The sequence below is a fragment of the Nocardioides psychrotolerans genome, from assembly GCF_900113685.1.
Taxonomy (GTDB): domain Bacteria; phylum Actinomycetota; class Actinomycetes; order Propionibacteriales; family Nocardioidaceae; genus Nocardioides; species Nocardioides psychrotolerans.
Genome location: NZ_FOQG01000007.1, coordinates 123871 through 148802, shown reverse-complemented (window position 1 = coordinate 148802; position 24932 = coordinate 123871). Strand labels below are relative to the sequence as shown.

The 24932-nt window shown below is 70.8% G+C and carries 26 protein-coding genes and 1 riboswitch; of the genes, 15 read left to right on the top strand and 11 right to left on the bottom strand.

Features of this window, described 5'->3' with window-relative positions; genetic code table 11:
- Positions 1–22: 22 nt before the first annotated feature.
- Together BM204_RS10655 and lexA are read right to left on the bottom strand one after the other, a co-directional pair.
- On the bottom strand, positions 23–1555 hold the full coding sequence (locus BM204_RS10655) for an MXAN_6640 family putative metalloprotease (protein ID WP_091112952.1): 1533 nt from the start codon (positions 1553–1555) through the stop codon (positions 23–25).
- A 94-nt stretch (positions 1556–1649) separates the two neighbouring features.
- Positions 1650–2363, bottom strand: coding sequence for a transcriptional repressor LexA (gene lexA / locus BM204_RS10650; RefSeq protein ID WP_091112950.1), 714 nt, complete (start codon positions 2361–2363; stop codon positions 1650–1652).
- Between the two features lie 107 nt (positions 2364–2470).
- Here lexA and BM204_RS10645 point away from each other — a divergent pair, with 107 nt between their 5' ends.
- Positions 2471–3250: an SDR family oxidoreductase gene (locus BM204_RS10645; protein WP_091112948.1), complete on the top strand. Its 780-nt coding sequence runs from the start codon at positions 2471–2473 to the stop codon at positions 3248–3250.
- A gap of 216 nt (positions 3251–3466) precedes the next feature.
- Complete coding sequence (locus tag BM204_RS10640) at positions 3467–3823, top strand: LysM peptidoglycan-binding domain-containing protein (protein ID WP_091112945.1); 357 nt, start codon at positions 3467–3469, stop codon at positions 3821–3823.
- Positions 3824–3911: 88 nt separating this feature from the next.
- Here the strand turns inward: BM204_RS10640 and BM204_RS10635 are convergent, their stop codons facing one another.
- Together BM204_RS10635 and BM204_RS10630 are read right to left on the bottom strand one after the other, a co-directional pair.
- On the bottom strand, positions 3912–4283 hold the full coding sequence (locus BM204_RS10635) for a hypothetical protein (protein WP_091112941.1): 372 nt from the start codon (positions 4281–4283) through the stop codon (positions 3912–3914).
- A gap of 68 nt (positions 4284–4351) precedes the next feature.
- The gene (locus tag BM204_RS10630; protein WP_091112938.1) at positions 4352–4816 is read right to left on the bottom strand and encodes a hypothetical protein; all 465 of its coding nucleotides are present in this window, start codon (positions 4814–4816) and stop codon (positions 4352–4354) included.
- A gap of 301 nt (positions 4817–5117) precedes the next feature.
- On the opposite strand from BM204_RS10630, the gene nrdR reads away from it, so the two are divergent.
- The 4 genes from nrdR to BM204_RS10610 all read left to right on the top strand — a co-directional run bounded on the left by nrdR (position 5118) and on the right by BM204_RS10610 (position 12106).
- On the top strand, positions 5118–5612 hold the full coding sequence (nrdR, locus tag BM204_RS10625) for a transcriptional regulator NrdR (RefSeq protein WP_091112936.1): 495 nt from the start codon (positions 5118–5120) through the stop codon (positions 5610–5612).
- Between the two features lie 158 nt (positions 5613–5770).
- The gene (locus tag BM204_RS10620; RefSeq protein ID WP_091112933.1) at positions 5771–8677 is read left to right on the top strand and encodes a vitamin B12-dependent ribonucleotide reductase; all 2907 of its coding nucleotides are present in this window, start codon (positions 5771–5773) and stop codon (positions 8675–8677) included.
- A 470-nt stretch (positions 8678–9147) separates the two neighbouring features.
- On the top strand, positions 9148–10422 hold the full coding sequence (locus BM204_RS10615) for a T3SS (YopN, CesT) and YbjN peptide-binding chaperone 1 (RefSeq protein ID WP_091112931.1): 1275 nt from the start codon (positions 9148–9150) through the stop codon (positions 10420–10422).
- Positions 10423–10450: 28 nt separating this feature from the next.
- Entirely contained in the window at positions 10451–12106 is a 1656-nt protein-coding gene (locus tag BM204_RS10610) for a nuclease-related domain-containing DEAD/DEAH box helicase (protein ID WP_091113185.1), read from the top strand.
- A gap of 3 nt (positions 12107–12109) precedes the next feature.
- Here the strand turns inward: BM204_RS10610 and BM204_RS10605 are convergent, their stop codons facing one another.
- On the bottom strand, positions 12110–12511 hold the full coding sequence (locus BM204_RS10605; protein ID WP_091112929.1) for a carboxypeptidase-like regulatory domain-containing protein: 402 nt from the start codon (positions 12509–12511) through the stop codon (positions 12110–12112).
- Between the two features lie 75 nt (positions 12512–12586).
- Here BM204_RS10605 and BM204_RS10600 point away from each other — a divergent pair, with 75 nt between their 5' ends.
- Entirely contained in the window at positions 12587–14182 is a 1596-nt protein-coding gene (locus BM204_RS10600) for an alkaline phosphatase D family protein (protein WP_091112927.1), read from the top strand.
- Between the two features lie 39 nt (positions 14183–14221).
- Here the strand turns inward: BM204_RS10600 and BM204_RS10595 are convergent, their stop codons facing one another.
- On the bottom strand, positions 14222–14701 hold the full coding sequence (locus tag BM204_RS10595; protein WP_091113183.1) for a universal stress protein: 480 nt from the start codon (positions 14699–14701) through the stop codon (positions 14222–14224).
- 93 nt (positions 14702–14794) lie between these two features.
- Between BM204_RS10595 and BM204_RS10590 the strand changes: the two genes are divergently transcribed.
- Both BM204_RS10590 and BM204_RS10585 read left to right on the top strand, forming a co-directional pair.
- Complete coding sequence (locus BM204_RS10590; protein WP_246166136.1) at positions 14795–15478, top strand: SprT-like domain-containing protein; 684 nt, start codon at positions 14795–14797, stop codon at positions 15476–15478.
- Positions 15479–15546: 68 nt separating this feature from the next.
- Positions 15547–15610: riboswitch (guanidine-III (ykkC-III) riboswitch) on the top strand.
- Between the two features lie 10 nt (positions 15611–15620).
- Entirely contained in the window at positions 15621–15935 is a 315-nt protein-coding gene (locus tag BM204_RS10585) for a DMT family transporter (RefSeq protein WP_091112920.1), read from the top strand.
- A 51-nt stretch (positions 15936–15986) separates the two neighbouring features.
- Here the strand turns inward: BM204_RS10585 and BM204_RS10580 are convergent, their stop codons facing one another.
- Both BM204_RS10580 and BM204_RS10575 read right to left on the bottom strand, forming a co-directional pair.
- Positions 15987–16394 carry a VOC family protein gene (locus tag BM204_RS10580; protein ID WP_091112918.1) on the bottom strand — a complete coding sequence of 136 codons (408 nt, stop codon included), beginning with the start codon at positions 16392–16394 and terminating at the stop codon, positions 15987–15989.
- Between the two features lie 224 nt (positions 16395–16618).
- On the bottom strand, positions 16619–17179 hold the full coding sequence (locus BM204_RS10575; RefSeq protein WP_143099722.1) for a hypothetical protein: 561 nt from the start codon (positions 17177–17179) through the stop codon (positions 16619–16621).
- Positions 17180–17273: 94 nt separating this feature from the next.
- Between BM204_RS10575 and BM204_RS10570 the strand changes: the two genes are divergently transcribed.
- The 4 genes from BM204_RS10570 to BM204_RS10555 are packed head-to-tail and all read left to right on the top strand — an operon-like array spanning position 17274 to position 21897.
- Positions 17274–19973, top strand: coding sequence for a class F sortase (locus tag BM204_RS10570; protein WP_143099721.1), 2700 nt, complete (start codon positions 17274–17276; stop codon positions 19971–19973).
- Between the two features lie 44 nt (positions 19974–20017).
- Positions 20018–20812: a hypothetical protein gene (locus BM204_RS10565; RefSeq protein WP_091112911.1), complete on the top strand. Its 795-nt coding sequence runs from the start codon at positions 20018–20020 to the stop codon at positions 20810–20812.
- A 2-nt stretch (positions 20813–20814) separates the two neighbouring features.
- On the top strand, positions 20815–21153 hold the full coding sequence (locus BM204_RS10560) for a TraR/DksA family transcriptional regulator (RefSeq protein ID WP_371863250.1): 339 nt from the start codon (positions 20815–20817) through the stop codon (positions 21151–21153).
- A gap of 54 nt (positions 21154–21207) precedes the next feature.
- Positions 21208–21897 carry an alpha/beta hydrolase gene (locus tag BM204_RS10555; protein WP_174812996.1) on the top strand — a complete coding sequence of 230 codons (690 nt, stop codon included), beginning with the start codon at positions 21208–21210 and terminating at the stop codon, positions 21895–21897.
- Here BM204_RS10555 and BM204_RS10550 read toward each other — a convergent pair.
- Positions 21881–22501 (bottom strand): C40 family peptidase, encoded by a 621-nt coding sequence (locus BM204_RS10550; RefSeq protein WP_091112907.1) that lies wholly within the window; start codon positions 22499–22501, stop codon positions 21881–21883. The genes BM204_RS10555 and BM204_RS10550 overlap by 17 nt on opposite strands.
- Between BM204_RS10550 and BM204_RS10545 the strand changes: the two genes are divergently transcribed.
- Together BM204_RS10545 and BM204_RS10540 are read left to right on the top strand one after the other, a co-directional pair.
- Entirely contained in the window at positions 22496–22690 is a 195-nt protein-coding gene (locus tag BM204_RS10545; protein WP_143099720.1) for a hypothetical protein, read from the top strand. The genes BM204_RS10550 and BM204_RS10545 overlap by 6 nt on opposite strands.
- An 86-nt stretch (positions 22691–22776) precedes the next feature.
- Complete coding sequence (locus tag BM204_RS10540; protein WP_091112904.1) at positions 22777–23694, top strand: DUF1707 SHOCT-like domain-containing protein; 918 nt, start codon at positions 22777–22779, stop codon at positions 23692–23694.
- 5 nt (positions 23695–23699) lie between these two features.
- Here the strand turns inward: BM204_RS10540 and BM204_RS10535 are convergent, their stop codons facing one another.
- Entirely contained in the window at positions 23700–24383 is a 684-nt protein-coding gene (locus BM204_RS10535) for a hypothetical protein (RefSeq protein ID WP_091112902.1), read from the bottom strand.
- Between the two features lie 37 nt (positions 24384–24420).
- Positions 24421–24849, bottom strand: a complete 429-nt coding sequence (locus BM204_RS10530; protein WP_091112900.1) for a hypothetical protein — start codon at positions 24847–24849, stop codon at positions 24421–24423.
- Positions 24850–24932: the final 83 nt, after the last annotated feature.

Genomic DNA, 24932 nt, shown 5'->3' with positions numbered 1-24932 from the left:
GGCCTCCCCGCCCGGCAGCAGGTCAGAAACGGAGCGTGGCGGACAGCCTGAACAACCGGTTGTCGTCGAGCGGGACCGCTCCACCGCAGGAGAACGGTGTCGCATAGGAATAGCAGTCGCGGAAGCGGCCGCTGCCGTTGACCAGCGTCACCTCGACCGACGTCACCTTGCTCCTGGAGAAGGCGACGGTCTTGGACCCGTTGCCCGAGCCGTTGAGCGAGATAGCCGAGGTGCTGACGGCTCCCGACTTCAGGTAGACCGACACGATCGCGGCGGGAGAGGTCGCCTCGTCAGCGAGGTCGACGGTGACCTTGAGCTTCGACCCGCGCCGACCCGGTGTGAAGCGTCCGGTGGCGGAGGCAAGGTGGTCGATCGTCGTGACGTACCACCCGGACTTCAGCCTGAAATTGCCCAGCGGTGCCTGCGGGTAGCTGTTGGCCGCGCCCTCCGCGTAGGACTTTGCAGGCCGGCGGTTGGCGTCGGCGAAGAACGCGAAGGCCTGGGCCGCGCTGCTCCCGCGCGCCTGGATCACCCTCCCGATGGCCTGCCAGGAGTAGTCGTCGGGTCCACCGGCGGAGCCGTCGGTGCGACGGATGATGTCGCGGACGATGGTCGGCATACCGCCCTGGGCCGTGGGGTACTTCTCGCTCAGGTAGCGGAAGAAGATCCACACCCCGTAGTGGAAGCCGTTGTCGCGGTTGAACTGGTCCATCGAGGCGCGCGGCATCGTCAGCGGGCTGTCGCGGAGGTACTGCAGGTTGTCGTCGACGTCGTCGTAGAGGATGTCCTCGACCCAGGCGGCGGTCGCCTCGAGGAACCAATCGTCCTCGTAGACGTCGTACGCGTACTGGACGGCGTGGAAGTACTCGTGGGCCACCGTCACCTGGAGGTTCTCCAGAGGGGTGTTCGTCGGGAACTCGTCCGCGGAGTAGTCGTTGTCGACCACGCAGTAGGCCGAGACGTCGTAGGGGCCGTTCGACGGCACGTCGTCCTCGGTCGTGCAGTAGCCGTAGAGCCCCTTGTCGCCGATCTCGGCGATGTAGACGTCCGGCAGCGCGTTCCCGCCCTGGGTCCCGTCCTGCTTGGGTGCCCGGTAGCCGGCTGCGACGTAGGTGTCGTTGACCGCGGAGGCCTCCGCCAGCGTCGCGGCGGCGAACTCCGCCGTGCTCGCCTCGTCACCCGTGGTCGTGTAGTGCACGCAGACCGTGGCCGAGCAGGTGGTGGTCACCAGGTTGGCGCCGTAGCCGTCCTCGTCGCCGGGGTCGCTCGGACGCGCCAGGATCCGGTCGGCCGCGGCGCGGTCGGCGCCCGTCAGTTGCGACTTCGAGAGGGCCAGCCGGCGCAGGGCCGTCGTCGCGTCGCCACGCTGACGGCCGGCGAGCACTCCCTGTGCCCGGTCGAGGGCGGTGCGAGCGGCGGGGGCGGAGGCGCGCGCGCCCTTCTCGGTCTCCGGCAAGGGACGCGCCTGCGCGCCGGGCGGCGCCACCAGGGTCGCGAGCCCCAGCACGAGCGACACCAGGAAGGGGACGCCGAGACGTGCGGGACGAGAGTTCACGAGGGCTCCGGGGGCAAGAGGTGAGGGGCTCCCGACGCTAGACCCGTCGCGCCGATCCGTCCCGGCCATCCGACCCTGGTCTAGCGCAGCCCGGTCACATCCGCCGCAGGACCGCGGTGACCTTGCCCAGGATCGTCGCGTGGGTGCCGTCGATCGGGTCGAACGCCGGGTTGTGCGGCAGCAGCCAGACCTCGCCGTCCTTCTTCTGGAAGGTCTTCACCGTCGCCTCGCCGTCGATCATGGCGGCCACGACCTCGCCGTTGTTGGCCGTCGGCTGCTGGCGGATGACGACGTAGTCGCCGTGGCAGATCGCCGCGTCGATCATCGAGTCGCCCGAGACCTCGAGCAGGAAGAGCGTGCCGTCACCGACGAGCTGTTTGGGCAGCGGGAAGACGTCCTCGACGCGCTCCTCGGCCAGGATCGGGCCGCCGGCGGCGATGCGCCCGACCATCGGCACGTAGGTGGCCTCGGGGTGCGCGTCGCCGGCACCCGTCGGGTCGTACGTCGAGTCGTCGGCGCTGCTCATCGACCTGCGGGCCGCCAGCACCTCGGGCAGGAAGACCTCGAGTGCCCGGGGACGGTTGGGGTCGCGCTTGAGGAAGCCCTTCTCCTCGAGCGACTTGAGCTGGTGGGCGACGCTCGAGGAGCTCGTGAGACCGACGGCCTCACCGATCTCGCGCATGCTGGGCGGATAGCCGCGCATCTCGATGCTGTCCTTGATGTGCGCGAGCACGCGCAGCTGGCGAGGGGTGAGCCCCGAGGCGTCGGGGGGTCCGTCGGGGAGCTCGGTGACAGTCTTCTTGGCCATGGGGTGACTGTCCCATCTTCCCCCCGGAGTTTCAAACACCTGTTCGAAGGCGTGTCGCGGGGCGAGACCGCTCCCGTCCCCGCCCCCGAGGCCGGGAGGATGGCGCCATGGACGTGAGCTGTGTCGTGACGGGTGGGGCGCGGGGCATCGGCCGGGGGATCGCCGAGCAGATGGTGGCGCGCGGAGCGCGGGTGGTCCTCACCGACCTCGACGGAGAGGCTGCGGCCCGCACCGCCGCTGAGATCGGCGCCGCCGAGGGGCTGGCCCACGACGTGCGCGACCCCGAGGCCCACCGGGCCGTCGCGGCGAGCGCCGCGAGGCACGGCCGGCTCACCGCCTGGTTCAACAATGCCGGCGTCGGCTTCGACGGCACCCTCGCGGAGCTGTCCGAGGAGCAGGTGCGCACGCTGGTCGAGGTCAACCTGCTCGGGGTCCTGTGGGGCACGCGGACCGCGGTCGGGGCGTTCGGTGACCATGGCGGCGACGTCGTCAACACCGCGTCGCTCTCGGGTCACGGCCCGGTGCCGGGTCTCTCGGTCTACGCCGCCACGAAGGCCGCGGTCGTCTCGCTCACGATGTCGGTGCAGGCCGAGACGCCCCGTCGGGTGCGGGTGCACGCGCTGTGCCCCGACGGAGTGGCGACCCAGATGGTCGCCGACATGCGACCCGACGGGTTGGCCCGCGCCCTGGTCCAGTCGGGTGGGCGGATGTTGGGTGTCGAGGAGGTCGCGACCCAGGCGGTCGCCCTCCTGGGGTCGCGGCGCGTGGTGCGGACGTTGCCGGCCTGGCGTGGAGGGCTGATGCGCGCCTCGACGTTGGCTCCGTCGTTGTCGCAGGGCGCCACCGCGCTCTTCGCGGCCCAGGGACGGCGCGCCGGGCGCTCCTGAGTGCACCCCTGACGGCTTCGAACAAATGTTCGCCCAGGGCCTTGCGTCGTTCGAACACCTGCTCTAGCCTCGAGCATGTGTTCGATCGAATCTCTGATCGAGTGGCACCGCGGATCCTCCTCAGGAGGCACTGTCGGCGGCCACGGTTAGACATCTCCTCGACACCGCAGCACTTCTCGATCCGAGGCTGACCGCCACTTCCCCAGGAGGTCCCAGATGAGCACCCTGACCCTGCACCCGATCACCGCCACCGCCGCCACCACTGCCATCACCCACGGCCCGGCCCTGCGGCTGACCCGGCGTGGTCGCCTGGTGGTGTTCCTCGGGTCGCTGCTCGTCGTGCTCGCTGTCGGGTTCGCCCTGGCCTCCGGCTCGGTCGCCACCGAGCGTCCCGGCACGCCCGAGCCCACCCGCGTGGTGCTGGTCGGCCCCGGCGACACGCTCTGGGACCTCGCGGCCGACCTCTCCGACGACGGTGACGTCCGCTCGATGATGGACGAGATCTCCCGCCTCAACGCCCTCGACTCGGGCATTCTCTCGGTCGGGCAGGAGCTGCGGGTCCCCACCAGCTGACACACAGACTTCGCCAGCCGCTTCGACCCCGGCTGGTGAGCCGGGGAAGACAGGGGGCGAGGCCATCGGCCTCGCCCCCTGCGGCGTCCTAGCGGATCGCGCGGTGCCCGCCGGGAGGCGTGTTCGGCGGAGCGTCGGGCCGGGCCCCGTCCTCGATGACCGGCGCGGTGAGTGTGCGGGCGGGCGCCTGGGTGATGCCGAGTCGGCGCAGCAGTCGCGCCACGAGCAGGAAGCCGAGGAACAGGCACGCGACGGCACCGACGGATGCCAGGCCGAGGAACAGCCAGGCTCCGGAGTCGCCGCCGCGGGCCTCGGAGCCGAAGTCGATCGCGGCGTAGACGAGGTAGCCCCAGGCCGCGACGGCGCCCGTCACGCCGAGGGCGAGGCCGAGCAGCGCAGGCTGGAACCCCGTCTTGGGCTTGCTGCCCTTGCGCGTCCCTGCCCGCTTCCCCTGTGCCACGCGGCCATTCTTCCCGATGCGCCTGGCTTCGTCGCGCCGGACTCGCTCAGGACCCGATCAGGACCCGATCAGGACTCCGAGACGAGGTACTGCAACGTCGTCTGCTCGTCGCCGGTGTTGGGGAAGGTCGTGATGGTCACGGTGAAGGAGTCCTGGGTCAGCGAGCTGCCTGCGAAGCCTCCGCCGCCGCTCCCGCCGACGGTCTCGGTGACGGTGAATCCGGCGTCGGTCAGCAGGGCCACGGCCTCGGCCAGGACGGAGTCGGTGGGTCCGTCGGCCTGGAGGATCACCACGAAGCCCTCGTCCTCGCCGGCCTCCTCGCCGGCCGTGGCCTGGGTGATGCGGCCCTCGATCAGCGGGACGTCGTCGACCGGGAAGCCCTCGGGCAGGTCGCCGGTGTTGACGCTGCTGGAGGCCGTGCTCCCATCCGAGGCGTCAGGCTCCTCGCCGTCCCCACCGCAGGCCGTGAGGGCGAAGGTCAGCAGCAGGGTTGACAGCGGGACCAGGGAGCTCAGCACAGGGGTACGACGCATGCCCCGACTGTGCCACGGGCCCTTCCCTGAGCGTCCATCACGCCGCTGACCTGCGGCTTTGGGTCTGCTGTGAAGTGGGTCCCAGGAAGTTCGCCGACCCACTTGCGCAGCCCCGAAGTCGGGGCGTACGGTTACCACAACATCTAGTACTTACACCGGTGTAGTTATCCACATCTAGTTCACAGCTCGGATGGGGATGGCCCACAGTTCGCTCGTTGTTATGCACAGTAAGACCCCCGTTATCCACAGGTCACCCGTCATCTGGCGGGTGTCTCGACTGCGCCCGAGAGGAGGCCCCGTCGTGCACTGCCCCTACTGCCGCAACACCGACACCCGGGTCCTCGACTCGCGCGTCGCCGACGACGGTGGCTCGATCCGCCGTCGTCGCACCTGCAACGCCTGCGCCAAACGGTTCACGACCGTGGAGCTGATGCAGCTGACCGTGCTCAAGCGCTCCGGCGCCACGGAGCCGTTCGCGCGTGACAAGGCCATCTCCGGTGTCCGCAAGGCCTGCAAGGGCCGCCCGGTCACCGAGGACGAGCTGGCCCACCTCGGCCAGGCCGTGGAGGACGCGCTGCGTCTCTCCGGTGCCGCCGAGATCCCTGCCAACGAGGTCGGGCTCGCCATCCTGGGTCCGCTGCGTCAGCTCGACGAGGTGGCCTACCTCCGTTTCGCGAGCGTCTACCGCGCCTTCGAGTCCGCCGACGACTTCGAGGACGAGATCGCGATCCTCCGCGCCGAGCGGTCCGTCCCGGACTCGCCCGCGGAGCTCACCCACTCAGCCCCCAGCGGCTGACCACAGACCGCCCGGCAGGTAGTGGGGAAGCTGCCTGCCGGGCGTACCAACGTCGAGCGCCCCAGCCCGACCGGTTCCTCGTGACGAGGCCGGTCGGGACTGTCGGTGCCAGCAGCGATGATCGACCCACCCCCGAAGACGAGGCACGAGGAGAGCACATGACCGAGACCGTGAGCGGCACGAGCAGGGGCGCAGGAGACGGTGTCTCCGGCAAGCGCCTGACCCTCGAGCGGGTCTTCAGCACCGAGGGTGTCCACCCCTACGACGAGCTCACCTGGGAGCGTCGTGACGTCAACCAGACCAACTGGAAGACCGGCGCGGTCGTCTTCGAGCAGCGCGGGGTCGAGTTCCCCGACTTCTGGTCGGTCAACGCCTCCACCATCGTCACCACGAAATACTTCCGCGGCGCCGTCGGCACCGAGGTCCGCGAGTGGAGCCTCAAGCAGCTCATCGACCGGGTCGTGCAGACCTACACCAAGGCCGGCAAGGACCACGGCTACTTCGCCACGGTCGCCGACGCCGAGATCTTCGAGCACGAGCTGACCTGGCTGCTGGTCCACCAGTACTTCTCCTTCAACTCTCCCGTCTGGTTCAACGTCGGCACGCCGTCGCCCCAGCAGGTCTCGGCCTGCTTCATCCTCTCCGTCGACGACTCCATGGACTCGATCCTCAACTGGTACAAGGAGGAGGGCTTCATCTTCAAGGGCGGCTCGGGGGCCGGCCTCAACCTCTCCCGCATCCGCTCCTCCAAGGAGCTCCTCTCCTCCGGCGGCACCGCCTCGGGGCCGGTCTCGTTCATGCGCGGCGCCGACGCGTCCGCAGGCACCATCAAGTCCGGTGGCGCGACGCGTCGCGCGGCCAAGATGGTCGTCCTGGACGTCGACCACCCCGACATCGTCGAGTTCGTCGAGACCAAGGCGCGCGAGGAGGACAAGATCCGCGCGCTGCGTGACGCCGGCTTCGACATGGACCTCGGTGGCGTCGACATCACCTCGGTCCAATACCAGAACGCCAACAACTCGGTCCGCGTCTCCGACGAGTTCATGCGCGCCGTCGAGGACGGCACCGACTTCGGCCTGCGCTCGCGCAAGGACAACTCCGTCATCGAGACCGTCGACGCCCGGGGGCTCTTCACCAAGATCTCCCAGGCCGCCTGGGCCTGCGCCGACCCGGGTCTGCAATACGACGACACGATCAACGACTGGCACACCAACCCGGAGACCGGCCGCATCACCGCGTCCAACCCGTGCTCCGAATACATGTCGCTCGACAACTCCTCGTGCAACCTGGCCTCGCTCAACCTGCTGAAGTTCCTCAAGGACGACGACACGTTCGACGCCCCGCTGTTCGCCAAGGCCGTCGAGTTCATCATCACCGCGATGGACATCTCGATCTGCTTCGCCGACTTCCCGACCGAGCCGATCGCCAAGACCACCCGCGACTACCGCCAGCTCGGCATCGGCTACGCCAACCTCGGCGCGCTGCTCATGGCCATGGGCCTGGGCTACGACTCCGATGGTGGCCGCTCGATGGCAGCGACCATCACCTCGCTGCTGACCGGTCAGTCCTACAAGCGCTCGGCCGAGCTCGCCGCGATCGTCGGTCCCTACGCCGGTTATGCCCGCAATGCCGAGGCCCACAAGCGGGTCATGCGCAAGCACCAGGCCGCCAACGACACGATCCGCACGCTCGGGATCGCCGACGGCCAGGTCCACGCTCTCGCCACGAAGGCCTGGTCCGACGTGCAGGAGCTCGGTGCCCTCAACGGCTTCCGCAACGCCCAGGCCTCGGTCCTCGCCCCCACCGGCACCATCGGCTTCATGATGGACTGCGACACCACCGGCATCGAGCCGGACTTCTCGCTGGTCAAGTTCAAGAAGCTCGTCGGCGGCGGCTCGATGCAGATCGTCAACCAGACCATCCCGCGCGCGCTGCGCAAGATGGGCTACGTCGGCGAGCAGGTCGAGGCGATCGTCGACTACATCGGCGAGCACGGCCACGTCATCGACGCACCGGGCCTCAAGCTGGAGCACTACGACATCTTCGACACCGCGATGGGCGCGCGCTCGCTCAAGCCGATGGGCCACGTGCGGATGATGGCCTCCTGCCAGCCGTTCCTCTCCGGTGCCATCTCCAAGACCGTCAACCTGCCGGAGTCGGCCACCGTCGAGGAGATCGAGGACATCTACCTCCAGTCGTGGAAGCTCGGTCTCAAGGCCACCGCGATCTACCGTGACAACTGCAAGGTCGGCCAGCCGCTCTCCAGCGGCAAGGGTGACAACAAGGGCGAGGACTCCAACAAGTCCGCCGCTGCCGGCGACGTCGTCGGGGAGGTCATCGAGGCCACCAAGGTGATCGAGAAGATCGTCTACGCCCCGACCCGCAAGCGCCTGCCCAAGTCGCGCACCTCGCGCACCACCTCCTTCACCGTGGGTGGCGCCGAGGGCTACATGACCTCGGGTGCCCACGACGACGGCCAGCTCGGTGAGGTCTTCCTCAAGCTCGGCAAGCAGGGCTCCACGCTCGCCGGCGTCATGGACGCCTTCTCGATCGCGGTCTCCATCGGCCTGCAATACGGAGTGCCCCTCGAGACCTACGTCGCGAAGTTCACCAACCTGCGCTTCGAGCCCGCCGGCCTCACCGACGACCCCGACGTCCGCATGGCGCAGTCCCTCATGGACTACGTCTGGCGCCGCCTGGCCCTCGACTACATGACGTTCGAGGAGCGCTCCGCCCTCGGCATCTACTCCGCCGACGAGCGCCAGCGCCACCTCGAGACCGGCTCCTACGAGCCCGTCACCGAGACCGGCTCACCCTCCGAGCTGATCGAGGCCGAGTTCGTGGACCTGTCCTTGGTGGTCGAGCCGGGCGACGCAGGAGCCCGCGTCGAGACCTCGGCCGTGGTCGTCGAGCCCCAGCAGGCCCGCACCTCCGCCGAGCTGATGGAGAAGCTCACCGGCACCGCCGTCGACTCTCCCCTCTGCATGACCTGCGGCACCAAGATGCGCCCCGCCGGCTCCTGCTATGTGTGTGAGGGCTGCGGCAGCACGTCCGGCTGCAGCTGAGGCTCGACCGTTGAAGGTCTGCCCGTGACAGTGCGGTTGATCTGGTCTACCCATCCAGTGGACCAGATCAACCGCATTCTTTCAGCACGTGCGTGGCGTGCGCGGGCAACCGCAGTGCTGATGATCCATCCGCACCTGCCGCGGGCGACTGTCTAGGCGATGGTGGGTGCGATCTCCGGGGGGTCATTCGTCAGGGCGCCGACGATCGACGACGCGGCTAGCAAGGCGCTGGGCTCGCGCCGGGACGTGCGGCTGATCGGCAGGGTCGACGGCACCAGTGGAGGACTCGAGGTCGCCGTGGTGGATCGGGTTCAGACGAGAGCGCTCCGTGAGCAGCGATTCATACAGCCCGAGCGGCACTGCCTCATGAGTCACGGACCCAAGGTTTCATACCGCCGTTTCACCTCGCCATCAGTGTCGGTGGTCACCCCTAACGTGAGCCGTGAAGCGGGTCGAGAGGTAGGGGTCAGATGACGAACGAACGACGGGACCTGGACAGCCAGGTCGAGGACGAGTGGGTGCGGTTCCGGGGCCGCTTGGCGGACCGGATCATCGCGATGGAGGTCGACGACATCCTGAGCATCGACGTGCTGACCGGGGTCGACGAGGAGGACCTGGAGGGCGCGGCGCCCTACGCGCAGGTCCTGCGGTGGGACGAGGGAGCCATCCGCGTCGAGGTCGTGAGCAACGACTACCTCGACGAGCGCTACGCGCTGTCCGACGACCACGAGCACGCGCTGCTCGAGATGGGCTGGGAGCGGCCAGCGCCAGCCGACGACGAGTCCGACCAGGGCGGCAACTTCTACGTCCACGCGCAACCCCGCGAGGCAGACCGCGTTGCCGTGCTGGTGGTGCGGGCCCTGCGCGAGGTCTACGGATGCCTGCACCCGTCGTTCCTGCTGGGGGACCTGGAGGAGCCGAGCCCCGTCGAGACGGTGACCAGCGCCGCGGCGGTTGAGCCCGAGGAGATCGCGGTCATGCCGGTCGACGACGACCACCTGCGCTCGCTCGTCGACGAGGCGTTGCGGGTCATGCTCGGTGACGACCTGACCCATGACGAGGACGGCGACGTCACGGTCGTGGAGGGACGGTCCCTGGTCTGGGTGCGCGTCGTGGAGGACTCTCCGTCGATCGACCTCTTCGCCCACGTCGTGCTCGGGGTCCGGGAGCACTCGCGGGTCCCGGTCGAGCTGGCGCTGCTCAACCGGGCCAACGAGCTCTTCAAGTTCGTGCTGGTCGGCGACTACGTCGTCATGAAGGTGCGGCTCGTGGCGATGCCGTTCGCGCCGGCGCAGCTGCGCGGCATGCTGGCGGTGATGCTCAGCGTGGTCGACGACCTGGCGCGCGAGCTCGCCGTACGCCTGGGTGGGCGGCGGTTCCGCGACGTGCTCCGGGAGCAGCCCGTCGCCCCGGAGCCGCCCCTGGCGCTCACCGCGCTGCTCGAGGCGCTGCACGAGGGTCCGATGCGTCCCTCGAGCGTGGCGGTGCTGTTCAGCCACGACCGGAGCGCGATCATCGCCGCCATCGTGGCGCTGCGTCGCGACTCGCTGGCGACCGACGACCACGACCAGGAGCTCGTCCTGAGCCACCTGCGTCGGGCGCTGCGCTTCCTCTCCGACGGCGAGGCGCGGGTCCGCCGCGGCGCCCTCGACAAACGGTCGCCCCTGCGCCGCAGCCAGCAGCTGTCCCTGCTGGACGTCGAGGAGACACTCGACTCCGGCGAGTGGGAGCAGGAGGTGTCGTGACGGCGCCCGGATGTGGCACGGTCGCCCCATGGTGAGGTTGATCCCCGAGGAGCCCCGGTTCACGACCACCTCCGAGCAGGAGGTCTGGGAGCGGCTCCGCGCGGGGCTGGGCGCCGACGACGTGCTGATCGCCAACTTCCGCCTGACCGACCAGGACAAGGACCACGAGGCCGACCTGATCGTGCTGATGCCCGAGGCGGGCGTGCTCGTCCTGGAGGTCAAGGGTGGCTCTGTGTGGCACGACGAGGGTGGCTGGTGGGTCAGGCGCAGCGGCAAGGACGAGCCCACCTGGCCCGTCGACCAGGCGCGCGATGCCAAGCACGCGCTGCGTCGCTATGTCGAGCAGGACCCCCGCTGGGGGAGTCGCGGCCACGTCGCCTGGTCGCACGGCGTGGTCCTTCCCTACTCCGTCCTCGGCAACGACTTCTCGGTGCCCGAGCTGCCCCGGTGGGCGTTCCACGACAAGCACGACCAGGTCGAGCTCGAGCAACGGGTGCGCGACAACGGCTGGGGCCTGGCGCACGACCACCCGACGCCCAACCACGACGACATCGACCTGATCGTGGAGATCCTCTCGGGCCGGCTCCACACGGCCTACGACGTCAACGCCGAGGCCGCCGAGCGGTCCGCGCGCGCCGATCGGCTCACCCAGGAGCAGGACATCATCTTGAAGGTGACGCGGCTGCTCCGGCGCGTCGAGGTGCGCGGCGGTGCCGGCAGCGGCAAGACGGTCCTCGCGCTGCAGCAGGCGAAGGAGCTCACCCGCGGCACCAGCGAGCGCAAGGCCCAGCGGGTGGCCCTGCTGTGCTACTCGATCGGCCTCGCGGAGTTCCTCAAGCGCCAGGTCTCGACCTGGCCGCGCAACCACCGCCCGGCGTACGTCGGAACCTTCGAGGACTTCGGCGGCCAGTGGGGCGCACCCAAGGGGAGCAGGGAGGACAGCCACTTCTGGGAGGTCACCCTCCCGACCGTCATGGGCGACCTGGCCGAGCATCTGCCGGAGGGTCACAGGTACGACGCCGTCATCGTCGACGAGGCCCAGGACTTCGCCGACAGCTGGTGGCGTCCGGTCCTCAAGTCGTTGCGCGACGAGGTCGAGGGCGGGCTCTACGTCTACTCCGACGAGAACCAGCGCATCTTCGCCCGCTTCGGCCGGCCGCCGGTCGCGTTGGTGCCCCTCGTGCTCGACCACAACCTGCGCAACACCAAGCAGATCCACGGCGCTTTCGGACCCCTGGCACCGAGTCGCATGTATGCCCAGGGAGGCGACGGCCCTGCCGTCCGGTTCGTGCCGTGCTCGTCCGACGAGGCGATCGGGCATGCCGACGACGAGGTCGAGCGCCTGCTCGTCGAGGGCTGGTCCCACGGCAACATCGCGCTGATCACCACCGGGCACCGTCACCCGATGCACGCCGACGCGACTGAGCGGCACGGCCAGCTCGGCTACTGGCGGACCTTCTGGGAGGGCGACGACGTCTTCTACGGCCACGTCCTCGGCTGCAAGGGCCTCGAGCGGTCCGCGGTGGTGCTGTGCGTCAACGAATCAGGGGGGCGTGACCGCGCTCGCGAGCGGCTCTACGTCGGCATGTCCCGCGCGACCGACCTGCTCACTGTGGTGGGCGACCCTGACGTCGTACGACGGGTGGCCGGCGACGAGGTCGCCAAGCGGCTCGGCATCTGCTGACGGTCAGCGGATCCCCGTGTCGCACGGGACGTCCATCGTGGCGTCCTCGCCGACGACGACGCGCACGTCCATGAGCTCGCAGGACATCCCGGCGTCGGCGGTCACGACGTAGTCGCCGGGGGCGAGGTCGATCCGGAAGTGGCCTGACGCGTCCGTGAGGGCCTCGGCGACGGTGGGGCCGGCGGCGTAGGCCTCACCGGGGAGCTGCTCGGAGACGGTCACGGTGGCGCCGGCGGCGGGTGCCGGGTCGCAGGGCTCGTCGACGACCTCGAGCGGGCACTGAGGTCCGAGGAGGACCTGGCCGGAGACGGCGGACCGGGTCCCAGCCCCTGAAGCGGGGGGCGAGGCATCGCTGCCGCAACCGGCACAGGTGAGCAGGGCCGTGGCTGCTAGCAGGAAGCGCATGGTGGTGGGACGTCGTCGTGGTCTGTTCGGCTCCAGATCACCGCCTCGCCACCTCGATCGAGCAGCGTGGGGGACATGACTGATCTCGGGAAGACCTTCGGCCGTCGTACGCTCCTGCGCTCCAGCGCACTCACCGCGGGCGCGCTGACCACCACGGGCGCCGTCGCGCTCCCCTCGAGTACATCGGCAGTGCTGGCGAGCCTGGTGCGCAGCCGCCTGCGACTGACCTCCGGCGTGCAGAGCGGTGACGTGAGCACTGGCTCGGGCGTGGTGTGGGCGCGGTCGTCGGGGCGGGGGCGGCTCGTGGCGGAGGTGCTGAGCGGGCGGAAGCGTCGGCGGGTGGAGGGGCCGTGGGCCGACGCGAGCAGCGACTTCACGGCCAAGATCGCGTTGGAGGGGCTGGCGCCCGGGCGTGAGTACGCCGTGGGGCTGGCGTTCGAGGACGAGGACGGCCACCGGGGCGAGTCGCAGGTGGCGAGGTTCCGCACGGCCGGCGTACAGCCGCAGGCGACGAGCTTCGTGTGGACCGGTGACACGTGCGGACAGGGGTGGGGGATCAATCCGGACCTCGGGGGACTGGTCGGTTATCGCGCCATGCACGAGACGCGGCCCGACTTCTTCGTCCACGCCGGCGACACGATCTATGCCGACGGGCCGATCGCGGCGGAGGTCGTGGAGACGGACGGGCAGGTGTGGCGCAACCTCGTGACGCCCGAGGTGAGCAAGGTGGCCGAGACGCTCGGGGAGTTCCGCGGGCGGCACCGCTACACGATGCTCGACGAGAACGTGCGGGCGATGTATGCCGAGGTGCCGGTGATCGCGCAGTGGGACGACCACGAGACGACCAACAACTGGTGGGCCGGCGAGGTGCTCGACGACCCGCGCTACGCACAGGAGCGTCGCGTCGACGTGCTGGCGGCGAGGGCGCGGCAGGCGTGGCAGGAGTACATGCCGATCGCCGACCCGCGCGCCCACCGCCAGGACCGCGGTCGTGACCAGGGCTTCGCGCCGGCGCGGATCTATCGCAAGGTCGCGCGCGGGCCGCAGCTCGACGTGTTCTGCCTCGACATGCGCACCTTCAAGGACCCCAACACCCCTGGTCTCGAGGCCGAGGGGACCAACATCCTCGGCCAGGAGCAGGTCGACTGGCTGGTCCGCGAGCTCGATCGCTCGACGGCCACGTGGAAGGTGATCTCCGCCGACATGCCGCTCGGCGTCGTCGTGCCCGACGGCCCGGTCAACCAGGAGAGCCTGGCCAACCGGGACCCGGGCGCACCGCTGGGCAAGGAGCTCGAGATCGCGCACGTGCTCTCCGAGATCAAGCGCCGCGGCATCCGCAACACGGTGTGGATCACCGCCGACGTGCACTACTGCGCGGCGCACCGCTATGACCCGACGCGGGCCGGCTTCACCGACTTCGAGCCGTTCTGGGAGTTCGTCGCCGGGCCGATCGCGGCGGGCACCTTCGGCCCCAACCAGCTCGACGGCACGTTCGGGCCCGAGGTGGTCTTCAGCAAGTCGGCCGCCACGCCCAACGAGTCGCCGCGCAAGGGCAACCAGTTCTTCGGCCACGCGGCGATCGCCATCGACGGGCGGTTGACGATGAGCCTGCGCGACCTCACCGGCGCGGTGCTGTGGAGCACCGACCTGGAGCCCGACGTCAGGCGTTGATCGCCAGGGCGCCGTCGTCTGACCAGGGTCACTCGGGGGTCACTCGCGGGGGAGCGACCTCTCGGTCTGCGCGTCCTTGTCGTGGCGGACGACGACCACGGGGCACGCCGCGTGGCGGGTGACCTGGTCGCTCGTCGACCCGAGGGCCAGGCCGCGGAAGCCACCGAGCCCACGCGCACCGACGACGACGAGGTCGGCGGCCTCGGCGCAGTCCAGCAGGGCGTTGGCGGCAGGGCCGCGCTTGGCGACGTAGGCGACCTCGACCTCGGGGAACTCCGCGACGATCGCCGCGCAGTCGGCCTCGATCGACGTGACGACCGCAGCCTCGAAGTCCGCCAGCGGCGGGACGTAGCCGACGGTCTGGGACTCGGGTCGCGGCGCCGTCGCCATGGTCCAGCCCCGGACGACCTGGACCTGCCCACCCGTGGCGCGGGCCTGCTGCAGGGCCCAGCGCAGGGCGGGCTCACTCGCCTTCGAGCCGTCGTTGCCGAGCACGATCACGGGCTTCTCAGTCGTCATGGTCACATCCTCGCACCTGCACGGAGCGCCTCGGCACCGATGTCGGTGGGCCTTCCTAGGATCGTGGTGCACCGGTTCCCGAGGAGGTACGACGTGCAGCTCACCGCCGCAGCCCACCTCGGCCGCGCCCTCCTTGACCAGCACGGCCTGCGCGACTGGGAGCTGGTCTTCGACCGCGCCAAGCGCCGCGCCGGGATCTGCCGCGAGACCACCCGTCAGATCGGTCTGTCCGCGCCGCTGACCGAGCTGCACTCCGAGGCCGACGTGCGCGACACACTCCTCCACGAGGTCGCCCATGCCCTGGTCGGTGCGCGCCACGGCCACGACCGGGTCTGGCAGGCGACCGCCCGACGCATCGGCTGCAGCGCCGAGCGGTGCATGTCACCCGATGCCCCCTCCGTGGACGGAGCCTGGGTCGGGCTGTGCGGCGCCGCCCACCGCGTCACCCGCCACCGCCGGCCCGAGCGCCCCCTGACCTGCAGGCTCTGCTCGACCACCTTCGACGTCGCCCACCTCTTCACCTGGACCCACCACGGCCGATCGGTCGCGATGACCGCCGGCTACGACGCCCACCTGCGCCGGATCCTCGACCAGCCCGCCCTCGTGCCGGCCGGGCCGCCTGCCCGGGTCGGCGAGCCGATGCGGGTGATCGCCCAGGGCCGTTACGAAGGCGTCGTCGGCACGCTGGTCAAGCGCGGCCGCACCCGCTACCACCTGGAAGTCCGCGGTGGTGGCGTCCTCACTGTGCCGTTCTCAATGGCGGAGCGGGTTTCCTAGTCCGCCTAACGTGACGGAGCGGCCACCGCGGCGACGTGCCCCTCAGCCCACCCGTTGCTAGGGTCGAGCCAGAGCCCGACGAGGCTCCCGGACGATGGGTGCCGTACCCGGCTCGCGACAAGACGGCCCAGAGGAGACTCCGGTGTCATGGTTCGTTCTCGTGATCTCAGGCGTGCTCGAGGCGGTCTGGGCGACCGCCCTCGGTCGCTCCGAGGGTTTCACCCGGCTCGTCCCGAGCGTGACCTTCGCGGCAGCGCTGCTCGCGAGCATGGCGGGGCTGGCCTGGGCCATGCGCACCCTCCCGGTCGGCACGTCGTACGCCGTGTGGGTGGGGATCGGCGCGACCCTCACCGTCGCCTACGCGATGGCGAGCGGGGAGGAGTCGGTGTCCGCGCTCAAGGTGCTGCTGCTCGTGGGCCTGGTCGGGTGCGTGACCGGCCTCAAGCTGCTGCACTGAGCCGGTCGGTCAGCCGCAGCCGCAGCCGCAGCCGCAGCCGTGGAGGCTGGGTCAGCCCTGCTGGTTGATGTTGACCAGCCAGGTGACGCCGAACTTGTCGGCCGCCTGCCCGAACTGGTCGCCCCACACCTGCTTCTCGAGCGGCGCGTGCACCTCGCCACCCTCGGCCAGCGCCTCGAACCAACCACGCAGCTCGGTCTCGTCGTCACCGCTGAGCGAGAGCGTCACGGTCTCGCCCTTGGTGAGGGTCATCCCCGGAGGTGTGTCGGAGGCCATCAGTGCGAAGCCGTTGGGCGCCTGCAGCTGGGCGTGCATGACGTGGCCGGCGGTGGCGCCCTCCATGCCCATGTCGCCGAAGGTCATCACGTTGAGCTCGCCGCCGAAGAGCGACTGGTAGAACTCCATCGCCTCGCGGGCGCTTGCCTCGAAGTGAATGTAGGGGTTGAGCAGGGCGGCCATGGTGGCTCCTCAGGTCGGGTCGGGTGGTCCTTCAGGTGCTCCGACCGGCGTCGGCCGGAGAACTCATCGGTCGCTCGGTGCGGTCTCGAGGATGGCAGCGAGCGCGCGCCGGCGAGCTCTCCCGAGGCGCACCCCTTCGCCGGCAGGTGGATACCACGCGGGCGTCGGGCGGCGACCGCGCCTGCCGGGCGTCCTCCCCGGCTCTGATCCGGATGCCTCGCGCGTCAGGCCTCGCGCAGGGCCTCGATCTCGTCGGCGACCGCGTCATAGCGGTCGTGCGGCAGCCCGAGCTGACGGCGTACGCCGGCGCGGGCCACGACGCACATCTCCTCGAGGTCGTCGAGGTCCTCGTCGGGGTCGACGTTGGAGAGCGGCAGGGTGAACCAGCGGTGCGCCTTCTTCAGCTCACCGGCGTGTTGCAGGCAGTCCCCGACGAAGTGGCAGGTCGAGGTCGTGACCAGGTCCTTGCGGAAGTCGGCGAGCAGCTGGGCGAGGAGCGCCTCGGCCTCCGCGGTGTCGTCCTCCCGGAGCGCGATGGTCAGCTGGATGGCACGGACGCTCAGCACTCCCTCGTCGGGACCGTCCGCGATCTCGGCCAGCAGCTCACGGGCGTGGGCGAGGTCGTCGCGCATCGCCCAGTGCTCGGCTGCCGCCTTGAGGAACAGCACGCGTCCGTGCTCACCTACCGGGATCGACCACCCGATCTTCTCGTGGGCCTCGGCCTTGTCGGCGCGGGCGCCGAACTCGATCTCGTCGAAGAGTTCCTCAGCGTCGTAGTCGTCCACGACCTGCACGCTAGCGGCAGCCCGACCAGGCGGTCATCCACAGGCGTCCAGATCGTGGTTCGCTCAGCCCCCGAGAGCGGCAACGGTGCTCGTCATGTCGCTCTCACGCCTTGCCCGCCCCGTCGCCCGTCCCGTCACCCACGCCGCCCTCGCGCTGTGCCTGCTCCTCGGCGCGCTGGTGCTGGTCCTGCTCCCACCCGGCCGTACGCCGGCAGCCGAGGCGGCCACGCGCGTCGCCAAGGGCGCCTGCCGCAGCATCGACCCCAACCTGGTCAACGGCGCCTGCTTGCGTTGGTCGACGGGTCGGGGGAGCGGGCTGACCTGGATCGGCACCTACCGAGCGCCCGACGGCCGGGTGTTCTTCTGCATCGACTTCCTCTACGACTCGCGGCTGCCGCGCAGCGCCCCCACGGTCGGCACCGACCGCCTCGTCAACCAGCTCGGGGAGCGGGTCGGCGACGCGGAGGTGGCGGCGCTCAACCAGGTGATCTCGACGTGGGCCGGTGACGGCTCGACCGGCAGCGACGACCGGGACGCCGCGATCGCCCTGGTCATCCGCGAGGTCATGGGCGACGGGGTGCGACCCGGTGGCGCCGTGGTCTACCCGCAGGGCCTCCACGTGGGGGAGCACGTCCGGCCACCGATCGGGGGGCTCGGTGGGCCGATCCTGCGGCTGGCGCAGGAGATGTGGTCGCAGGCCTCACGCTTTCGCGGCCCCTACGAGCTCCGCATGGAGAGTCGCAACCAGGGCCCGATGCGGCTCGGACGCACCCGCACCTACCGGGTCCGCGTCCTCTCCGCGGCGGGGGTCCGGGTGCCCGGGGTCGAGGTGCGCTTCGTCTGCACCGGTCCGATCCGCTGCCCGCGACCCGTGCGCTCCAACGCGCACCGCACCAAGCTCCGGATCAAGCCCCACGACGTCGGCCGCTACCGGATCCGCGCCAACGCGTTCGGGCCGGCAGCCGACGGGCTGCTCTACCGCGCCCGGTCGTGGCGACCGCACGGCGGTCGCACCGCGCGCCCGGCCGGCGTGCAGCGCGGCTGGATCGCCCAGGAGAGTCGCACGACCGCGGTCGTCCAGGCCAGTGCCAAGATCCGCAAGGCCAGGCCCGAGGTCGTCACCCGCACCTCCGAGGCGGTCGTGACGCCCGGGGCCGAGATCCACGACGTGGTGATGGTGACCGGCCTGCCCGAGGGCTACGACGCGCAAGTGACGGCGACGCTGTTCGGCCCGTTCGCCGACCAGCCGGGCGCTGAGGACTGCACGCCGTCGGCGAGGGCGGGGAGCGTGACCTTCGCGGTGTCGGACAACGGCACGTCCACCACACCGCCGGTGGTGGTGCCCGCGGTCGGCTTCTACACGTGGGTCGAGTCGTTCCCCGGTGACGACGACACCGTGCCGGTGACCACGCGCTGCGGCATCGTCGAGGAGACGACCCGGGTCATCCCGTTCACGCCGACGATCCGCACGACCGCGTCGCAGCAACGCGCGCTCGTCGGTGACGCCCTCCACGACCGGGTGGTCCTCGGCGGCATCGGGGAGAGCCCGGTGACGATCGAGTGGGCGCTGCACGGCCCGCGCGCACCCCGCGACGGCTCGTGCGACGACCTGGCGTGGGGTCGCGCCGGGATCGTCGCGTCCGGGGGGCTCGCGGTGCTGGGCGACGGCTCCTACCGCACCCCGTCGACCACGCTGAGCGCCACCGGTTGCTACACCTACAGCCAGCGGGTCGCGCCCACGGCGTTGACGAGCGAGGCGGTGAGTCCGCCGGGCCTGGAGACGGAGACGGCGCTCGCGGTCCGTCGTACGCCACGGGTGAGCACGGTCGCCTCCGACCAGCACGCGCTGACCGGCGAGCGGATCTCCGACACCGTGCGGCTGCGCGGGCTCGGCGCCGACGACCGGGTCACGGTGCGGTGGTGGCTGCACGGACCACTCGCGCCGCGTGGCAACGGGTCCTGCGACGGGCTCGACTGGCGTGGCGCTCCGGTCGTCGACCGTGGTGAGCTCCTCGCTCGTGGCAACGGCACGCGCGAGACGCGGTCGACGCTGCTCGAGGTCGCAGGGTGCTACACCTACCGCGAGCGGCTGCCTGCGACCTCCTCGACCGACGCGGCGGCCACCCGGCCCGGCATCCCCGTCGAGACGGCGCTCCTCACCCGACCCGTCACGCCCTACGTGCCCGAGGTGCCCTCCGGTCCCACCTCCGGCGACCTGCGGGGCCTGGGCTCGGCGGCGCTGCTCGGCGGCGAGGCCGTCCAGGGCGAGGCGACGGTGCCGACCCGGCGGGCGCGACCGCACTACCTGCACCGCACCTACCGTGCTCCTGTCTCGTCGGCGAGACGCCTGCCGGCTGGGCGGCTCAGCATCCCGAGCGCCGGCATCGGCGCGCCCGTCGACGGGGTGGGACTCGACCGGGGCGCGATGGCGATCCCCGACGACAGGCGGCGGCTGGGGTGGCTCACGACGACCTCGTCGGCCGGCGAGCTGCTCGGTGCGAGCGTCGTCTCGGGCCACGTCTCGGACCGTCACGAACGTCCGGGAGCACTGTGGCGCCTGCGGAAGGTGCGCATCGGTGACGTCGTGGCCTGGACCGCGGCGGACGGCAGCGCCCACCGCTTCGTCGTACGCCGGGTCCAGCGGTTCGCCCGCACCCGCGGACTGCCTGCCGAGCTGTTCCGCACCGACGGCCCCCACGTCCTGCACCTCGTCACCTGCACCACCAGACGCCGCACGGTCGGCGGGTTCCACTACGCCGACAACCTCGTCGTGACGGCGGTGGAGGTGACCTGACGGGGTGCGGTGTGGGCTGGGTCACCGTGGCATGGTGAGAGGAGATGACTGACGAAGACCCCAAGCTCGAGCTCGACTGGGTCAAGACGTTCGCCGGAGCGCTGGCGGCCGTCTCGACTGCGGTCCTGCTGTCCACCCTCGGCGCGGTCGGCACCCTCGTCGGTGCCGCCCTCGGCAGCATCGCGGTGACCGTGACGAGCCAGCTCTATGCGCAGGGTCTCGCCCGCAGCAGGCGCTCCCTGGCGAAGGCCCAGGAGACGGCGCTGCTCAAGGTCGGCATCGCGCAGGCAGAAGTACGCCGCGCCGGCCGGCGTCAGGGTGACGACGAGGCCGTCGAGGCCCACCTCGAGATGGCCGACGAGCGCCTCGGCGAGGCGAAGGCGGACCTCGACGAGGCGGCCGTGGCGCCGCCGACCCTGCGCGATCGTCTCGTGGTGCTGCCGTGGAGACGGATCGCGGCCCTGGCCGCGGCGACGTTCCTCGTCGTCGTCATCGCGATCGCCTCCTTCGAGGCGCTCACCGGCCGCAGCGTGTCCTCCTACACCGGAGGCAGCGACAAGGACTCCAGCTCGACCTTCACCGGCGGCGGCTCCTCGTCCGGCGACGACGACGAGCAGCCCGACCGTCAACCGAGCGACGGTGGCAGCGAGCCCACGCAGGAGCCGACCTCGGGTGCCACCGAGGAGCCGACGGAGGACCCGTCGGAGGTGCCGACCGTGGACCCCTCGGAGACGCCGACCGAGGAGCCGACGGAGCCGTCCGACCCGACGCCGACCGACCCGCTCCCGACCGAGGTCGACCCCACCCTGCCCACGCCCAGCCCGACGCCCTCGTCCTGATGGTGAGCGACGAGGACGCTCGCGCGAGCCTCGCCGTGGAGCGGGAGCGCACGGCGTTACGCCTGGCCAGCCTGCGCGGTGACTTCGCCGGGGTCGTCGCCGCCTCGCGCGACACCAACGCCGACGACGAGCACGATCCCGAGGGAGCCACGATCGCGTTCGAGCGCTCGCAGGTGGACGCGCTCGTGCACCAGGCCGTCGCCCACCTGGCCGAGGTCGACGCGGCCGTGGGTCGGCTGGACGCCGGCACCTACGGCACCTGCGAGGTGTGCGGCCACGCGATCCCGGCCGGTCGGCTCGAGGCCCGCCCGATGGCGCGGACGTGCGTGGGATGCGCCTGAGGACGGCCACCCTGGGTACTGGCCAGCCATGAGCGAGAAGAGGAGGGACTGAGCTTGGAAGCATCACCCCGGCTGATCCCGGTCCGCGAGCCCGATGCGGCCACCGGTGTCGTGCTCGTGCTGCACGGCGGAGCGTCGCGCGAACAGCAGATGATGGTCAGCCCCGCGCAGCTGTCGGTGGTCCGGATGATCCCGACCGGGCGACGCGTCGCCCGCGAGGGACGTGGCCACCTGGCGGTCTACCGACTCCTTAACTCCTACCGCGGCTGGGACTCGGCGCACACGCCCGTGCGCGACGTCATCTGGGCGATGGGCAAGGTCCGTGCGGACTACGCCGATCTCCCCGTCGGGCTGGTGGGTCACTCCTTGGGCGGTCGCGCCGCACTCCTGGCCGGTGGTCAGTCCCGCGTCGAGTCGGTGGTCGCCCTCAATCCGTGGCTCTACCCCGACGACGATGCCGACCTCTCCGGGCGCCGCGTCCTCGTCGTCCACGGGGACGCCGACCGGATCGCACCGATCTCCCGTGCCCGGCTGGTCGCGGAACGCATCGCGCAGCGGGCGTCGCTGGGCTTCATCACCATCCCCGGGGGCAAGCACGCGATGCTCAGCCACGGCAGGGTCTTCGACCGCTTTGCCGCCGAGTTCACCGCCGCCTCGCTGCTGCGCAACGTGCCCACCGGCGCCCTCTCCAGGCCCGTACGCCGGGTGATCGGTGGCGAGCAGTGGGTCACGGCAGGGACGTGACGACCTCGATCTCGTCGCCGAGCGTCGCGCCGCGGCCCAGCTCCAGGTCGTCTCCTGACCAGAACGTCCCGGGGTCGTAGAAGTTGGTGGGGCGTGAGCCGTCGAGGAGGCCCATCGCCTGGTAGGTCGCGGCGACCACCTCGGCGCAGTAGGTGAGCTCGGCGGGTGCGGGTCGTCGCAGGCGTCCGCGCGCCCACCGACCGATCAGCTTGGCCGTCGCGGGGAACGGCGTGCCGTCGAGCCGCGCCACCGTCCGCAGCACGGCTGCCTCCATCTCTGGGGTGACCTCGCCGTCGAGCTGGCGCAGCCAGGCTCGCTGCTCGTAGCGGCCGCACCACTGCTCGACCGCACCGCGCAGGTCGTGGAGCTGGACGCCGCGGTGGTGGTCGCCGGTCCACACGTCGAGCAGCCCCTTGCCGAGCTCGGCGTGCCACATCAGCGGCGGCAGGTCATCGATCACGATCGCCATGCCGACGTGGTTGACGGGCGCGTTGGTCAGGACGCGGATAGCGTGGTCAGCGGCCGAATGGCCACGGAAGAGCCAGAGGTCCCCGGTGCGGGTCAGTTCGACCGCGGCATCGAGGGTCAGGCGTGAGGTGTGCACGATGAGGGAGTCCTGTCGATGAAGCTGTGGAAGGTGCTGGGGATCGCCGGGCTGACCGGGGTCGCCGCCAGCGGAGCCATCATCGCCCGCGAGCAGCGCAAGCGCGCGCAGGTCACGCCGGAGGACGTACGCCGCCAGCTGCACCAGCGACTCGCCGACCTCGAGAACGGGCCGGCTCACGGAGCGTAGGTGAGCAGCAGGCCCGCGCTGCACAGCGTCCCGATGGCTCGTGTGGACTACTGACGCCGACCCCCCGTCACGGCTAGCGTGCACCCGTGGACCGAGTAGACGATGGGGATCGCAACGCCGCGAAGAAGGCCGTCGAGGCGGCCCTGGCCGAGGGTCGGATCGTCCAGGCAGACCGGGACCGCCGCGTCGACCAGCTGAAGTACGCGCAGACGACGACCGAGCTGCAGATGATCACCCAGGACCTCGCGCACCGCGCGACCGCGCCGGCGTGGACGACGTACGAGCCGCCGCAGACGGACCCGAGCGAGGAAGCGAGCCCCGCGCCGCAGGTCAACTACGGCCCGCCGCAGGACCAGATGGTCGCGGCGCAGGTGACGCAGATGTATGGCACCAAGCCCCCGGGGGGGTCGAGGGCGTTGATCCTCGTCCCGATCATCTTCTTCCTCGTGATCGCGATCGGGGCGGGCGCGGTGATCCTCAGCGTCGTCGGCAACATCGAGAACGGCTCGGACGAGACCTTCGGGGGGTTCGACCCCTTCGACGGGTTCGAGGACGCCCCGGGCCCGGGTGACGCCCCACCGCCGGACCTGTTCACGCCGGGTGGCTTCCGCGACCTCCTTGACTCCCTCCGCGAGGAGACCGGGAGGACGGCGGTCTTCGAGTCCGTGCTCTACTCGGAGTACGCCGTGACGACGGCCCCCGCCGAGGCGGAGGGCAAGCGCTCCATCAGCTACTACTTCGACGGCGACCTGACCGAGAGCACGAAGAGCACCTCGACCTACGAGCGCTTCGACCTCTCGACGATCGACCCCACCGTCCTGGGCCGACTGACCCGCAAGACGCGGATGCTGGTCGACGACCCGACGAGCTACTACGTCATCGTGCGCAAGCCCCAGGACGACTCGACGACCTGGTTGTCGGCGTATGCGTCGAACGACTTCGGGGAGTCGGGCTACCTCAGGGCGGAGAAGGACGGCACCGTCATCGACCGCTCCGTCAGCTGACCCTGTCAGCTGAGCGCGTAGAGGTAGCGGCTGGTCGGCACCAGGTCGATGTCGCGGTCGGCTCCGATGCGCGTCACGCTGCCCATGAGCAGCTCGAGGCGTCGGGACAGCTCGGCGTCGTCGCCACCACTGCCGTAGAACGCATGCATGTCGGTCATGCCCTCGATCGGGAAGAGCTCCTCGACCAGGGCGTGCACCACCGGAGCGTCCGGGGTGACGGCCTCGACGACGACGTTCTGCAGGTAGCCGAACGTCGCCTGCGTCGCGATCGCGATCGGGGTGTGGTCGACGAGCCAGCGGTGCAGCCACTCCTCCTGGGAGAGCTCGTCGGGACGTCGCAGGACCGCCACGTTGGCGAGCCCGGCGCCACGCGAGCCGTCCCAGGTCTCGGGAGGCCCGATCGGACGCCGTTCCTCGACCTCCCACCCGGCCACGTGACCCGACGCGTCCCGGGCGACTGCCTCGAGGGCCGACACGACGACTGCTGAGGGACCGGAGGTCCACACGCTCACGACGGCCCCGATCGGCCGGTCGCCGGTGGGGATCCGCATCGCGGCAGCGACGTGCTCGTCGTCGAGGTTGACCTGCAGACGCTCGGCGCCGGCCGCAGCCAGAGCGGCCCGCAGGTCGGGGGAGTGCAGGGCGGCGGAGAGGTCGTCACCCCACAGGGCGAACATCAGCTTGGTCACGCAGCCGAACCTAGAGCACGTGGCCGCCGGGCGAGGGTCATCCGGCCATCGGCAGGCCGGTGGGCAGGTCGTCGAGGGGCAACGGCTCCAGCATCACGTCGTTGGCGACGAGCAACACCTCGTGCCGCACGCCGGCGAGCCGGCACGCCGCGTAGAGCGCCCGCGCCCACTCCCGGTCGGCAGCGCTCAGGCCGTCGCTTCCGGGGCGGGTGCGCAGGAAGGCGACCCGGCCGTCGGGGACCAGCTCGGTCGTGGTGAGTCGGAGGAGCTCGGCCAGCGAGGCCTGCATCTCCTCGTCGATCGGCTCCTCGGACTCGGTGATCTCCATGATCATGGGCGTCGTCGTGCCGTCGGGCTCCAGCGCCATCAGCCAGACGCTGTGGCCGCCGAAGCCCAGCGGGCCCATCAGGGTGCGCCAGGCGTTCTCGAGGTCGGACTGGGTGCGGATCTGTGTCTGAAAGGTCATGTCTCGACGATCCCCCCATCCCGGCGATCGCGCGAACGCTCCTCCACAGGCCTCGCGACTCAGGCCCCGCGACTCACGCCCCG

Excerpts from the sequence above, each read along its gene's own strand:
- BM204_RS10640 (WP_091112945.1), top strand. The coding sequence starts at position 3,467 with ATGAGCACCCTGACCCTGCACCCGATCACCGCCACCGCCGCCACCACT.
- lexA (WP_091112950.1), bottom strand. The coding sequence starts at position 2,363 with ATGGCCAAGAAGACTGTCACCGAGCTCCCCGACGGACCCCCCGACGCC.
- BM204_RS10600 (WP_091112927.1), top strand. The coding sequence starts at position 12,587 with ATGACTGATCTCGGGAAGACCTTCGGCCGTCGTACGCTCCTGCGCTCC.
- BM204_RS10565 (WP_091112911.1), top strand. The coding sequence starts at position 20,018 with ATGACTGACGAAGACCCCAAGCTCGAGCTCGACTGGGTCAAGACGTTC.
- BM204_RS10630 (WP_091112938.1), bottom strand. The coding sequence starts at position 4,816 with ATGCGTCGTACCCCTGTGCTGAGCTCCCTGGTCCCGCTGTCAACCCTG.
- BM204_RS10580 (WP_091112918.1), bottom strand. The coding sequence starts at position 16,394 with ATGGCCGCCCTGCTCAACCCCTACATTCACTTCGAGGCAAGCGCCCGC.
- BM204_RS10620 (WP_091112933.1), top strand. The coding sequence starts at position 5,771 with ATGACCGAGACCGTGAGCGGCACGAGCAGGGGCGCAGGAGACGGTGTC.
- BM204_RS10530 (WP_091112900.1), bottom strand. The coding sequence starts at position 24,849 with ATGACCTTTCAGACACAGATCCGCACCCAGTCCGACCTCGAGAACGCC.
- BM204_RS10610 (WP_091113185.1), top strand. The coding sequence starts at position 10,451 with ATGGTGAGGTTGATCCCCGAGGAGCCCCGGTTCACGACCACCTCCGAG.
- BM204_RS10595 (WP_091113183.1), bottom strand. The coding sequence starts at position 14,701 with ATGACGACTGAGAAGCCCGTGATCGTGCTCGGCAACGACGGCTCGAAG.
- BM204_RS10645 (WP_091112948.1), top strand. The coding sequence starts at position 2,471 with ATGGACGTGAGCTGTGTCGTGACGGGTGGGGCGCGGGGCATCGGCCGG.
- BM204_RS10615 (WP_091112931.1), top strand. The coding sequence starts at position 9,148 with ATGACGAACGAACGACGGGACCTGGACAGCCAGGTCGAGGACGAGTGG.
- BM204_RS10570 (WP_143099721.1), top strand. The coding sequence starts at position 17,274 with ATGTCGCTCTCACGCCTTGCCCGCCCCGTCGCCCGTCCCGTCACCCAC.
- BM204_RS10605 (WP_091112929.1), bottom strand. The coding sequence starts at position 12,511 with ATGCGCTTCCTGCTAGCAGCCACGGCCCTGCTCACCTGTGCCGGTTGC.